Genomic DNA, 13,004 nt, shown 5'->3' on the forward strand with positions numbered 1-13,004 from the left:
TAGATGGCTAACAAAAATAATTATTTCCAATTTTTGATTTCATCATGCATGCAAAACTTTAAACATTTTGTCATAAAAAAAGCGAAACTTCAAATGAAATTTCGCTTTTTTAATTCTCTTAAATACTAATATATTATCCCAAATTCTGACAAATCAGATTCCAAATGAGGAAAGATCATAGGAAAAAAACGTTTCATTAGTTCATAGCTTGGTGATTCTTTTTTTAAACAATAAGTTAAATTCCAATAATTAAAACATTTGGCTTTATAGGCTACTTCCAGATATTGTTCAAATGTAACTTTCATATCGTATAAAGCTTCTGGGAAACCACCAAAACCTGTATAGAGAAACATATTATCTATCAACTTACCATTTTCAACTTTCATACATGCAACAGCAAATTCATTAGTATCAATAGGTCGTAAATCTCCTCCTTTTAAACCTAAACTTTCTGCTGCTTGATACATTCCTGTCGCTTTTACATTTTCTAAATCAATAACATTTTTAAATTGGGTTATATTGAGATTACCACTTAACAATATTTTTACAGCTTCCCAACTGTATCCGTTATCTAAATATTCTTTTTTTATCCATGGATCTTCTTTGAATAAAGCTTCTTTTTCTCTACCATTTTGAAAACTGTCATCAATTATCCTCCATGTAACATTAAGTTTAGCTGCTTGACTATAAAAATCTATTAAACTTTCGGGAAAAGTAAGATTTACTTCTTTTAATTTTATTTCTAAGTCTTTCCGGGGTATAGCCTCACTTGGCATATATACTGCACCTGATGAGACTAAATAATCTGAATCATAAATTTCTTTGGACAAACTGTTTTTCCTATTCTTAAATTTTTTTTCAATATCTATCATAACATTATAAAAACTTTTAAAATTAAAGTAATATTTTTAAAATATTAATTTATTTGCATCTATTAAAATCTCTAATTTATCAATATGGCTTTCTTTAGCTACACCACTCATACGTCTTTCAACGTCATTTATATTTCTAAAATTACCATTATCTTCTTTTTCTTTTACTAAATTTTTAAAGAATCCTGATAATCCTGCCACATCATTAGCCTTGGCAACCTGCTGTAAACGTCCACCACTTGCAGTATTAATATTTACGGTGTAAGGTTGAGGAATTTCAAGATTTTGATCATATCTTTTAGATACTTCTCTCCGTCGTTCATTCACTAAATCATATTAACTTGGGTAGGAACTAATGAAATAGTTTCTATATTTACACCTATAACCTCAAGTGATGCGGCCATAGATGTCAGTATTCTTTTCATAGTATTATATTCTTCTTTTACATTTGCAGTATATTTTACAGCCTGCTTACCTTTATACTTTGAAAGTGCTTGTCCAAAATTCTTTTTATCAGTGCTTAGTTTATTAAGTGCAGCTTGTTTTTTAGAGTAATCCCTCGATGTTTTGTTTGAATGAATTTCTTCTTGCTTCTGTCTTAATAATTCACTTAAGCCTATTCTGGTACTATAAACAGCTAACTCTCCTTCATTTTCAAATTTCAATTTATGTCCTCCGTCAACGTTGATTTTTTGTTCATCATTTCTAAGTTTAGCAAATAATTTTTCTTTTCCATCAGGCATTTTATTAATATTTTCTTTTTTACTCAAACCAAGTTTTCTAATTCCTAACTTGCCTAATAAATTACCTGCCTTCCCTTTAATAAAATTCCAGAACTTCACAATTGCATTCTCAATACGCTGACGTATTTTTCTGATAACGCCCAGTATTTTATCTGCCAATCCGCCAATTCCTAATAATGAAGCTAAGAAACCAATCAGTACAGGAATAGCTCTTCCCAGTGCATTTTCTATCGATTTGGCTTCAGTGTCTACATTTCGGCTCACAAGGTCTATTTCGGAATTTAAAAAGCGGAACTTCTTTACAGAGGTTCCGCTTTCTAAATACAAAAATGTATAATAAATATATTCTTTTCGAAATTTTTAAATAAAACTTCTAAGAAATTTTGCTTTTGCTTTTTGAATTAAATTTAATGTGTTCAAAGCTTTTTCTAAAGCATCACATCTTTCTTTAAAATAAGTTAAATCTACATCAGGGAATAACTTAGGAAAACGTTTAATAATATTTTTCATTTGATGTAAAACACCCTCTGCAGAATACGTAAATGTTCCATCTTTAAATTTATCACTAAATGGATGGGGTCCTTGTAAATATTTTGCACCATATTCTATATAAACAGGTTTGTAGTTTCCTAATTTTTTTACAATTTCCTGTGTGTCAATATAAAAATATTGCCAATAATATACGGCTTTGCAAGCAATCATTGTATGATAATATTCTTCAAGACTCATATTCATTTTAAACCAAATACCTGAATCAAAAAAATAAATGGGACAGGGATAAACACCTTCTTCCCGCAATATACATCCATAAGTACCATCATCCCCATGTCCTGACTTATGAAAATAGTTAAGTTTAGGTAAAAAATCTTTCCAGATGGCTTCGGCTTCGGGTTGAGGATTGTTTTTCCAAAAACGGCTGTCGCTGTTGTAATTATCCCAGAAATGAGAATGCATTCCTAAAGACTCTATTAAGCTTAGCAATTGGAATCCTCCCCAAAGATATTCTTCGTCAGATTCATTGGTAGTAGCATCCCAATCTAAAGTTAAAGAGCCTATTGAATCATATTGAAAATCCTCGTCAGGAATTTTCAAATTAATTCGTTCTTCTGCACGAGAAAGCAAACGTTGACTGAAAAAATCAGCACTCTTTTTTACTTCTTCTATATTATTTTTATCTATTGTTATTTTACCATTATTACATATTTCGATAATTAGCCCTTCTAATTTTTCTAATATTTTCATAAAATGAGTTTTAAAATGTTATTTTTATCATCTTCTATCCCTTCGCTACCGCAGAATTGCATCGTGTGGTTTAATAATTATAATCTTTTAAAAATTCCGCCAAACTTATGAAATATAATTCTTCAGGATTGTAGAATTTGTAATGACGACTCATCAATTATGTTTTTATAAAGATAAAAACTTTTTAAGAAATTATTGGATGATAAAAATGCCGCACGAAAGGATTCGTGCAGCAGTGGGGAGAAACTTTTAATCGAAGTTTCGCTTTATAACAGATTTGTTGTTAAATATTATAAATTCAAAGCTTTTTCTAAAGCATCACACCTTTCTTTAAAATAAGTTAAATCTACATCAGGGAATAACTTAGGAAAACGTTTAATAATATTTTTCATTTGATGTAAAACACCCTCTGCAGAATATGTAAATGTTCCATCTTTAAATTTATCACTAAATGGGTGGGGTCCTTGTAAATATTTTGCGTCATATTCTATATAAACAGGTTTGTAGTTTCCTAATTTTTTTACAATTTCCTGTGTGTCAATATAAAAATATTGCCAATAATATACGGCTTTGCAAGCAATCATTGTATCATAATATTCTTCAAGACTCATATTCATTTTAAACCAGATCCCTGAATCGAAAAAATAGATCGGACAAGGATAAACACCTTCTTCTCGCAATATACATCCATAAGTACCATCATCTCCATGCCCTGACTTCTGAAAATAATTAAGTTTAGGTAAAAATTCCTCCCAGATGGCTTCAGCTTCGGGTTGTGGATTGTTTTTCCAAAAACGGCTGTCGTTATTGTAATTATCCCAGAAATGGGAAGGATAACCAAGAGACTCGAAAAGACCTAAAATGTCAAATCCTCCCCAAAGATACTCTTCGCCTGAGTCATTGGTAGTAGCATCCCAATCTAAGATTAAACCATTTATAGAATGATATTGATAATCATCTTCTGGAAAATCTATTTTCATAAATTCTTTAGCATTTGACAAAATTCGTTGGCTAAAAAAAGTTCTGTTTTTAATTTTATCAATGTTACTGTTTTCTACATTAATTTTATCATTGTTGCAAATTTTAACAATTAGCACTTCTAATTTTTCTAAGATTTTCATAAAATGAGTTTTAAAATGTTATTTTTATCATCTTCTATCCCTTCGCTACCGCAGAATTGCATCGTGTGGTTTAATAATTATAATCTTTTAAAAATTCCGCCAAACTTATGAAATATAATTCTTCAGGATTGTAGAATTTGTAATGACGACTCATCAATTATGTTTTTATAAAGATAAAAACTTTTTAAGAAATTATTGGATAATAAAAATCCTACACAAAAGGATTCGTGCAGTGACGTAGTATATCACAGTATTTTAAAATCTTTCAACTACATATAAAAAAAGCGAAACTTCTAAAAAATAGAAGTTTCGCTTTTTTTAAAACATTTATTGTAAGCTAGAATTGATCTTTATAATGATAATAAAATTCCAATTGATCTTTTAAAACTTCATTGATCTCTATCCAACCATATTTTTCTGACAGGTCGATTGCCTGTTGCCATGCTTTTTCTACAAGATCCAAACGTTCTCTTCTGCCGGCCCAATAACTCGCACTTATCAAGGCATTCCATGCCGCAACAGGGTCTTTGTATTCTTCTTCTAGGCGCACGGCGGCTTCAAAATGCTTTTCTCCTGTATATCCATATTGTCCATTAATTCTGATAGCTTCTGTCGCTTCAAAAAGCGGATGCTTTTGTACCTCTTCCGGAAACATTGCATATTGGTCTTCCCATTCGGAATCAAAACTAAGAGATAAGTGCGAAATCAAAGAATCAGAATTCCCCAAGCTTATTTTATAATGATCAAATCCTTTATTATCACAATCAAATCCGTGGGGTAGTTGTGCGCAATGCCATAGATGCTGCCATTTGTTTTCATATTCCATATTGAGTAAATCTAATGCTCTTTGAGCCAAAACGTTTCCTACATATTCATTCCAGATACCATAATTGGTCGGTTTATAGTTGGGAAGATAAGTTCTCTTTTCTTTTAATTTTTCAAACAATTGAAATGCCCTCTTCTGTTCGGGCTTATCATAATAATGATCCCAAAATTCTTTGAAAAACGAATCCTCAAGATTGACCGCGTCTTTAAACCGTTCCTGGTTGACTTCAGAAATCAAGAACTCCTTCAGGAAATCAAGGTCTCCGTCGCCCAGATAATCAAAAAAAGGCTTCGATATATTAACGGCTCCGTCTATCTTTTCCTGAAGTTCTGCTATAGTTTTTGGCTTGCCCATAAATCTTAAGTAAGACATCGGAATGATGGCCAGTAAATTTGGTGCGAATGTAAAACATTCTTGGTAGCTATTATTATAAAACACTATCGGAGATTTTTTTAACAGCTTTTCGGGCGTTAATCGAATACCCAATATATTATCAGAATAAAAACCCAAAGGAGCAACCGACCAAAATCCCATTTTCATAAAAGTAATCAGTTTTTCATTTTCATCCTCATTCTTAAATTTGAAGAGAAATGCACGGTCGCTCTCTTTTTTGTCATGGTATATTTTTTTTAGATCAGAATGTAGCTTGTTTATTTCCATAATTATTCTATAGGTTTATATATATGTTCACGCCAAATGCCTCTTGATAGATCATCTATTTTGCGTATCGCATCTTTTCTTGTTTTTTCATCACCTTCCAAATGCTTATGTTTCTCCAACGCTAGCGTTAAGGCATTCATACTGATGTTGAAAGTTTGGTTGAAAGATTCTTCTGCCGTTCTATTTACAATCCGCAAAATTTCTGCTTTATTATCATCTCTTTCTAACTCATCTGGGTTATCTTTTTCAAAAGTAGTAATTAAATTCCTAATCTTATCACCTATTGGAGCTATTGCGTTTTCCTCTTCACCCTTTAAGTGGATAATAACTACTTTCTCTTCTTTGACGATCTGCACATTGCTTTTTCCGCTTTCGACAAAATCATAAACTTTCGCTACAAGTTCTTTAAAATGATGCTCACGGAACGATGCTCTTATTTGTTTTTCTTTTTCATCATATATAACCAATTGATACTCCCCTGATTTTTCTGCGATTTTCTTTATATTGTCATAAGCCGCTTTTTGCGAGCCCAGGTTATGAATCCCTTGATCACCGCCATCTTTGTGAGTTAACTGATGAATGAGGATGGCCGGCAATTTGTCGCCATATCCATTAAATTTTGAATTGATTGTCTTGTTTTTCATCTCCAATTTTTTGCCCAAGTCTTCATAGTCAGGATTTTCATTCAATACCTTTCCTACGGTCGAATAGAAATCTACTAGGCTGTTTCGCAATTCTTTTTCCGGTACGTGATGCGACTGCCTGTCGGCTGCTCCTGTCAACTTATGCTGACCGACCTTAAGCCCCATATCACCCAATTCTTTGGTTTCATATTCTCCGGCAAGATCGATTAACTTATACTCATTTCCCAAAGTGGCAATATCTAACGATAATTTATCCAGAGATTTTTGCGCTGCTTTTATTTTAGGATCGCCTCCTTTAAGTCCGTTGGTATCCTTAAGAACTTTTTCTGAAATAAGGGCCTCGTCTTTTAGCACTTTCAACCTGCTTTCGATCGTTTGACCTTTGCCATTTAATTCTGGCGCTGTAGGGTGGTCTTTAAGATATTTCAAAGACCTTTTAATCTTCGTACTTAATTTAGCTTTATCGGTGGACATATAGATTTCACCTTTTTCAAAAGTCAGAGTATGACTTTCCCCATTCATAGTAAATGGTTCCGGAGCGATTTCAGAATCCATATTTTTGATATGCTTCTCATCAACCTTATCTTTCTTCTTACCAAGCTTTCCAATTCCGACTTTACTTAATAATTTAGCTGCCTTCCCCTTAATAAAATTCCAGAACTTCACAATCGCATTCTCAATACGCTGACGTATTTTTCGGATAACGCCCAGTATTTTATCTGCCAATCCGCCAATTCCTAATAAGGAAGCTAAGAAACCAATGAGTACAGGAACCGCTCTTCCCAATGCATTTTCTATCGATTTTGCGACGGCACTTACGTTTCCGCTCGCAATGGCTTTAATGCTGTCTGTAAATGCTTTTACCAGTTCCATGATTTGCGCAGCTCGCTGGATGAAGAATTTAACCATATCGATAATCGCCATTGCGGCTTTTATAAAGGCTCCTACCGGAGTCATCAATCCCATCACCCACTTAATTCCCGCCTGGATCACCTGTGTCTGGATAATGTCCATCATAGCATCCATTACGGTAGCTTTAAGATCGGCAAACTGGTCTTTCAGGTATTCCCATAATCCGGCAGCACCGTCTTTGCGGACAATCGGAATTATTTCAAGACCTTTTTCAGAAGCGGTTTCCAGAACTTTCATGACAGGTTCGCCTATTACTCTTGCGCCAATGCTTCTGATACCGTCCCACGTTAAACCTAGCACCTGCGTGGTAATGGAGAAAATACCTTTCAAAGAGAATATATCTTCAGGCATGGTGAAAGAAATACCTTTCATCGCTCCGGTTAACCATCCGAAGAAACCGGTCTTAAGGTGAGTCCAGATATTGGTTCCGAAATTGGTAAATCCTTGGGAAACACCCGCAATAAGGTTTTTAAAGAATCCTATCGGATCCATAATAATCGCCTGAATGGCACTAATTACACCGGATAATAAATTGGTCAGTGTATTTTTAATTTCAATAATAATAGCAAATACGCTGGTTTTAAGCACATCAAGAGCTTTGTTGATCAATCCGCTGTTTTGCGCTTTAAGATCTGCAATCCGGGTATCGATACTTGCGATATTATCGGCGTATTTTTTAGCCAATACATCAATTAATGCATCTTTTTTACTGTTTACGCTTTCTTCCAGTGCATTGAATTTGCTTTGGATCTCTGCAATAGCTTCTTTCCCGATTTTCCTTAAGCTTGGCGATAAACTGTCGACATAAGTCTGTACATCTTTTTTGCCTTTGGCAATTCTGGTTTTGGCTGCATTTAGCTGGGTGGTAACATGAGATGCGATTTGGTCGATGAATTTATCCATCACTTTAATGTATAAATCCTTACCACTGTCAAAGAATTTATTAACTTCTTCAGGTAAGCCGGTAAGTTTGTCCCATATCCATTTTCCAGCCGCAGCTAAAGCACCGTAGTCTGCATACGCATCACCATAACGTTTCTTTTTATAAGCCTTCATCTCTTTATCGACATGGGCTTCAAATGCTTTTTTAGCTTCTCTGCTGCCCTCATCAAATTTCTTCGCTACCGTTGTATCCAGATTGTTTAATATAACATCTACATCTGCTTTGGAGCTGACGTAAATGCCGTTAATATGATCGGCAATTTCTTTTCGTTTCTGGCTGTCTTTCGCTGAAGTTTGCTGTTGATCGCCGTGTACATTGCCTAACCCACCTTTTCTTGCGTCATGCATACCGCTTATATGATTTACCGCCTGTGCCTGTGCATCACTACGGGTTTTTGACAACTCCTTAGCTTCATTGTCTCTGAACTGATGAGTTGCTTCAACACTTTGGGCTTTCGCATTATTCTTTTGATCTAAAGCATCCGTAAATGATGGTTCATTGGAGTTTGCCAACATCTTATCGGTTACTCCATTCGCTTTCATTTCACTGTCGATACTTGCCGTTTGTTGCTTTATAGGTTGTTCTACGCTGGCTGCAGTTCTTTTCACAGGCATTGCCTTAGCGACATTCGGCGTAGAAGGAGCCTTACCTACATTTTGTGTCGGCATTTTTGCAACCGGACGATGAGGCTGTGCTGCAATATCCGGTTTTGCTGCAGTTGCAGAAGCAATATCATTTGCTGCTGCATTCTTTTCTCTTTTAACATCGCCCACTGCTTTTTGATTGACTTCATTTATATTGTTATGTTTCTCAAACTCATCAGCCTGCTCTTCATTTTTAGGAAGTTGTATACTATGTATTTTTGCACTCAGCAAAGCTTTGAAATCTTCTTTCTTGAACATTCCGGCTTCCTTCGCACCCATTACATTTATCTGGCTTGCCTGTGCCATACTCTGACGTTCGTTGGCAGGAGATGGCGCTGCAGCCTGTGCATCATTTGTAGCTTTATGGGATGGTTCATGCTGCTTCTGTAATTTAGCAGTACTGCTTATTTTTCCGCTAAGCTCTGTAAATCCTGGATTACTGTGGGCATTTGCAGAAGGAGCCGGATCTACCTCTTCAACAGGTGCTTTATCTGGGTTAACAGGTTGAAGCTGGTCTGTCGAAACAATATCACCTTTATCTGATATCTGCTTTTTCCCCGGAGATTTAGTTTCGGCATTTGTTTCCGGAGATTTTTTATTTTGCTGATGAGCTGCTGCCTGTTCCTCCAACGTCTTCGGCAGAGAAGTTCCGGATTTCAGATCATGATAATCTTTAACCTGGCTGATGTTCAGCGTAGAAGTATAATTTTTTTCCGCTTTTTTGGTATCCGGATGATTGATATCCCCAGTTTCTGCCATACTCTCCTGATGCTTTTTAAACATGATCTCGGAACCCTGATCATAAATGGTCTGTGAACCGTGAACCGGAGCGATAATTCCGCTTGCATTTGTCTTATTGATATTCGGGGTTGCGAATCCTGCAAGAGCTGCAGATTCTTCAGGCTTTTGGGTTTGTAAAGGAGCCACTTCCGCCACGGGCAGAGGTACCACCACCGGCTTTTTAGCTTTCTGCTTTTTGCTCTGGCTATGATGGCTTTTATTGTCTTTTTCTACAGGTTTTGCTGCTTTCATTGACTTGGTGTTTTTTAATTATATTTTGTTTAAAAGGCACGTAAAGCACAACATGGGAGCTGCGCTTTACCGTACCTGATGTAACTGAAAAATCATACCTGGTATTGTAGTTTTTTAAGATTTTACTGCCTGTAAGGTGTACACAGCGTTATGATGAGAAATCGGAAGTGCTGTGCTTTTTTCTTTTGATCCGGCTGAAATTCCAGATTCAAAATTCAGAATTTTTAAGGAGAATAAGCCTTTTTTGAAGCGGAGGATTCTGTAGTTGCAGTAAGTGGTTTCCCGAAATGATTTCTGATGACGGCAATACAGAAATTTACTTTAGGCTTTACTTTGAATAATTTTCAGTTTAACCCAAAAAAGAAGTTCGATAACGGAAATTAAATAAAAAATGTACAAATAGAAAACCGATTCAAATTTGTTACGAATCGGTTTTCTATATTGCTATAAAGGCAGGAGCTAAATTTTAATTAGCCAAGGAGAAGAATAAGTGCCAGAAATCATGAAACATATATATCCTCATCGATAAGAATTACCTCTTTAGCTTTTATGATAAAAACATTATCTCCCAGATCTATTAAATAAGTAACAAGATCATTGTTTAATGTTGCGGAAATTGCATGTATGTAATATAAGTTGCTGTAATCATTAAAATCAACACCTAACTCTCTTGCTGTTAACTCATTAATAGCTTTTTGACCAACTTCTTCTACATTATTAAATAAGAAACCTCCCTGAACAGACTCCCATTTACCATCTTCTTTTTGACGGGTATATAATGTAGCATCAAAAAAAGCTTTTTTAGAATTTGCATAATATTCAATATTCTTGCCTCGGTGCATTTTTTGGGTATGTTGTATAAATAATGGCGTCAATGTCATGATACTATTTTTTTTATTTTTTCACTATCTTCTCTGTAGGTTTCAAAAAAACGGTTTTCACTTATTATATATTTCTCAGCTAATATATTGAAACAATAACCATCAATAACAAGCACAAAGTGTTTTGCATCAAGTTGATGTCTAGTTCTCGTTCCATCCGGTATCGTTGTTATCTGCCTTCCTTCTGTATTGTTTTTTTTGTATTCATTATACCAGTCATTAGCTGTATTTACATATAGCCCATTAGGAATATTTGTTTTTTGCTGATTATATTCTAATACATATTTAAAACTATAATTCCTTTCTTCATTATTTTTTAATATACGAAATGTTACATAATTAAATAAATCTTCATCTAGCTCAATTTGTATAAACTGTGTTCGAATACTGTCTAGTGATACAAATCCCTTAAATTCTTCTATTATTTTATTTTTCATTTGGTAAATAATTTTTTATTTCTTCAATAGATATGTTTTCATGATATGAAAATTAAGGATTTTGTAGCATTGCTATTATTTCGTCCATATCAACTCCTTTTCCTTTTTTAAATAACGCCGTTTCTAGCGGGGTGTCTCCAAATTCATCTATTACATCTTTATTTGCACCGTATTTTAAAAGAAGTTGAACAGCTTTCGGTTTATTACCCATTACTGCTTTTTGCAAAGGAGTGTAACCCTGTTTATCTAATTTTTCAAGATTTGCTCCTCCTGCCAATAATAATTCAAGAGACTCAAAACTATTCAAAGTCATAGATTGTTGAATCGCTCCGTCTAGTTTAGCTCCTCTTTTTATTAATTCTTCAACTAGCCAGACTCTATTTGCCAAAGCTGCTCTTTGAATTAAAGTCTGATTAAATTCACATGGCGTATCAATATCCCAGCCCGAATCTAATAACTTTCTAATTCCCTCATCATCACCATCAAAAATATCAATTAACTCACCATAAGATTCCTCTTCAGGGGTTAAGTTGCCTACAACATCATAAGCTATTGGGAAATACTTATCTGGAAACCTATCTTTATAAACTTTTAAGGCATGTTCTAATCCGTAAATATCATCTGATAATCCTAAAAAATTTGCTAGAGCAAAACCTCCCATTTTAGGAACATCAAAAACGTTAGGTTCAGAAATAAAATATCCCGCATTATTTTCTAATAAATACTTTCTGTAGCTCGAAGGTATTTTAATATTATTTTTCATTTCCCATTGCTCAATTTGAAACTCTTGTAATTTGGGATAGTTCTCTTTTGAATTCATAATTGTTATTTTTTATTCTTCTAATCCAAGTTTTGCCCGTGTAAGCGAATCTCCTCCATAATGTCTTGCTGCTTCATGAAGGTCAGTTGCTACCAGTATCATTTTTTTCCGGTCATGATGGTGATGCCATGTATAGTCTTCAAATCCGATCTGTACTTTTTTATCTGTTGTTGATTTATCAAACATTTTCTTATTCGCAGCTCTAATCAGTCGGAGAGTCTCCTTACATTTCAACTTGTTTATTACTCACAATCTTCTTAAAGCCGAATTTAATTAAAAACTTCAAATGACATATAATTTAACAAAAAAAGCATCCCGATAACGAGATGCTTATTACAGAAAAATTATGTTTACTTATTTATACTGCCATCAACCATAAAGCCTGGTATATAATCTGATTCAACTTCCAGCTTCCAGCCTTTATCATATGCCATCGCTGCTAAAGCTGTACATTCCCATGATAAAAATCCTTCATTTGATCTGCATAAAGGAGTTCCGCCACGATTTAATGCTTTCTTTTGACTCCAGACTTCTTGGTGTGCTTTTATCGTTTTAATTAAATTCTGATTGAACTCTGCTTCATTATCAGCAACTAAAGATTTTAAAGCTATTAAAAATTCATTCATATAATAGATCCAAAATTTTTGTTTGATATCTGGTCCTATTTCAGATTTATTTAATATTACATATTGTTGTGATTTTTCAAAAAGCTCTTCATTAAATGTTTTATTTGAGTAATACTCTTTCATTAATAATAAAAAACAGGTTACAAAATTACCATTATTAAGATTTTCGTCTTTCATTTCCCACAAGTAAAGAGGGCTATCGGCAATAATTTTTTGCTTTTCTTTATCTCTCGCTATTGTTGCCATAGAAAGCGCTTTCAAAATATTAATGTGTTGGTTTGTTTCTTCTACTTTAATAGAGAAAACACCACTCTCGTCTATTTGAGCTTCTTTTACTTCATTCGGAAAGTGAGCCAAACGACAAAATTCGCTAATACAGTTGAGTCCATAGGTAAACCAATATTTCTGTTGGGATAATTCTGGTTTCTCCAAAACTGACATTTGTAAGAGTTCTGAAGAATCTTTGTAGACATAAAATAAGAACCGAAATGCTTCTTTTGACTTATTGATAGATTTGTATAATTTTTTATCTAACCAATCATAATTTTCTTTTATTACGTCAGGTAAATCAACCTTATGCAAATTAATTTTTTCCATGTTT

Annotated in this window: 12 protein-coding genes; all 12 read right to left on the reverse strand. The window is 34.1% G+C overall.

Annotated features, from left to right (window positions below):
• Positions 1-125: 125 nt before the first annotated feature.
• The gene (locus KKI44_RS06140) at positions 126-872 is read right to left on the reverse strand and encodes a hypothetical protein (protein ID WP_214590318.1); all 747 of its coding nucleotides are present in this window, start codon (positions 870-872) and stop codon (positions 126-128) included.
• A 36-nt stretch (positions 873-908) separates the two neighbouring features.
• Entirely contained in the window at positions 909-1,199 is a 291-nt protein-coding gene (locus tag KKI44_RS06145; protein ID WP_214590319.1) for a helix-hairpin-helix domain-containing protein, read from the reverse strand.
• Positions 1,199-1,879, reverse strand: coding sequence for a hypothetical protein (locus KKI44_RS06150; protein WP_214590320.1), 681 nt, complete (start codon positions 1,877-1,879; stop codon positions 1,199-1,201). Before KKI44_RS06150 ends, KKI44_RS06145 begins: the two co-directional genes overlap by 1 nt.
• 96 nt (positions 1,880-1,975) lie before the next feature.
• Complete coding sequence (locus tag KKI44_RS06155) at positions 1,976-2,857, reverse strand: hypothetical protein (protein WP_214590321.1); 882 nt, start codon at positions 2,855-2,857, stop codon at positions 1,976-1,978.
• 290 nt (positions 2,858-3,147) lie between these two features.
• Positions 3,148-3,978, reverse strand: a complete 831-nt coding sequence (locus KKI44_RS06160; RefSeq protein ID WP_214590322.1) for a hypothetical protein — start codon at positions 3,976-3,978, stop codon at positions 3,148-3,150.
• 337 nt (positions 3,979-4,315) lie between these two features.
• Entirely contained in the window at positions 4,316-5,464 is a 1,149-nt protein-coding gene (locus tag KKI44_RS06165; protein WP_214590323.1) for a hypothetical protein, read from the reverse strand.
• Between the two features lie 2 nt (positions 5,465-5,466).
• Positions 5,467-9,639 carry a hypothetical protein gene (locus tag KKI44_RS06170; protein WP_214590324.1) on the reverse strand — a complete coding sequence of 1,391 codons (4,173 nt, stop codon included), beginning with the start codon at positions 9,637-9,639 and terminating at the stop codon, positions 5,467-5,469.
• A 500-nt stretch (positions 9,640-10,139) separates the two neighbouring features.
• Positions 10,140-10,520 carry a hypothetical protein gene (locus KKI44_RS06175; protein WP_214590325.1) on the reverse strand — a complete coding sequence of 127 codons (381 nt, stop codon included), beginning with the start codon at positions 10,518-10,520 and terminating at the stop codon, positions 10,140-10,142.
• Positions 10,517-10,957, reverse strand: coding sequence for a hypothetical protein (locus tag KKI44_RS06180; RefSeq protein ID WP_214590326.1), 441 nt, complete (start codon positions 10,955-10,957; stop codon positions 10,517-10,519). Before KKI44_RS06180 ends, KKI44_RS06175 begins: the two co-directional genes overlap by 4 nt.
• A 52-nt stretch (positions 10,958-11,009) precedes the next feature.
• Positions 11,010-11,777 carry an ankyrin repeat domain-containing protein gene (locus KKI44_RS06185; RefSeq protein WP_214590327.1) on the reverse strand — a complete coding sequence of 256 codons (768 nt, stop codon included), beginning with the start codon at positions 11,775-11,777 and terminating at the stop codon, positions 11,010-11,012.
• Positions 11,778-11,789: 12 nt separating this feature from the next.
• Positions 11,790-11,963 (reverse strand): HNH endonuclease, encoded by a 174-nt coding sequence (locus KKI44_RS06190; RefSeq protein ID WP_214590328.1) that lies wholly within the window; start codon positions 11,961-11,963, stop codon positions 11,790-11,792.
• A gap of 164 nt (positions 11,964-12,127) precedes the next feature.
• Entirely contained in the window at positions 12,128-13,000 is an 873-nt protein-coding gene (locus tag KKI44_RS06195; protein ID WP_214590329.1) for an immunity 49 family protein, read from the reverse strand.
• Between the last annotated feature and the right edge of the window lie 4 nt (positions 13,001-13,004).

Origin of the sequence: Chryseobacterium sp. ZHDP1 (assembly GCF_018603435.1) — a bacterium.
In the GTDB taxonomy this organism is placed as follows: Bacteria; Bacteroidota; Bacteroidia; order Flavobacteriales; family Weeksellaceae; genus Chryseobacterium; species Chryseobacterium indicum.

What these genes read in the sequence shown, in the direction of transcription:
- KKI44_RS06190 (WP_214590328.1), bottom strand. Translation starts at nt 11,963, where the DNA reads ATGTTTGATAAATCAACAACAGATAAAAAAGTACAGATCGGATTTGAA.
- KKI44_RS06170 (WP_214590324.1), bottom strand. Translation starts at nt 9,639, where the DNA reads ATGAAAGCAGCAAAACCTGTAGAAAAAGACAATAAAAGCCATCATAGC.
- KKI44_RS06160 (WP_214590322.1), bottom strand. Translation starts at nt 3,978, where the DNA reads ATGAAAATCTTAGAAAAATTAGAAGTGCTAATTGTTAAAATTTGCAAC.
- KKI44_RS06185 (WP_214590327.1), bottom strand. Translation starts at nt 11,777, where the DNA reads ATGAATTCAAAAGAGAACTATCCCAAATTACAAGAGTTTCAAATTGAG.
- KKI44_RS06155 (WP_214590321.1), bottom strand. Translation starts at nt 2,857, where the DNA reads ATGAAAATATTAGAAAAATTAGAAGGGCTAATTATCGAAATATGTAAT.
- KKI44_RS06140 (WP_214590318.1), bottom strand. Translation starts at nt 872, where the DNA reads ATGATAGATATTGAAAAAAAATTTAAGAATAGGAAAAACAGTTTGTCC.
- KKI44_RS06175 (WP_214590325.1), bottom strand. Translation starts at nt 10,520, where the DNA reads ATGACATTGACGCCATTATTTATACAACATACCCAAAAAATGCACCGA.
- KKI44_RS06195 (WP_214590329.1), bottom strand. Translation starts at nt 13,000, where the DNA reads ATGGAAAAAATTAATTTGCATAAGGTTGATTTACCTGACGTAATAAAA.
- KKI44_RS06180 (WP_214590326.1), bottom strand. Translation starts at nt 10,957, where the DNA reads ATGAAAAATAAAATAATAGAAGAATTTAAGGGATTTGTATCACTAGAC.
- KKI44_RS06165 (WP_214590323.1), bottom strand. Translation starts at nt 5,464, where the DNA reads ATGGAAATAAACAAGCTACATTCTGATCTAAAAAAAATATACCATGAC.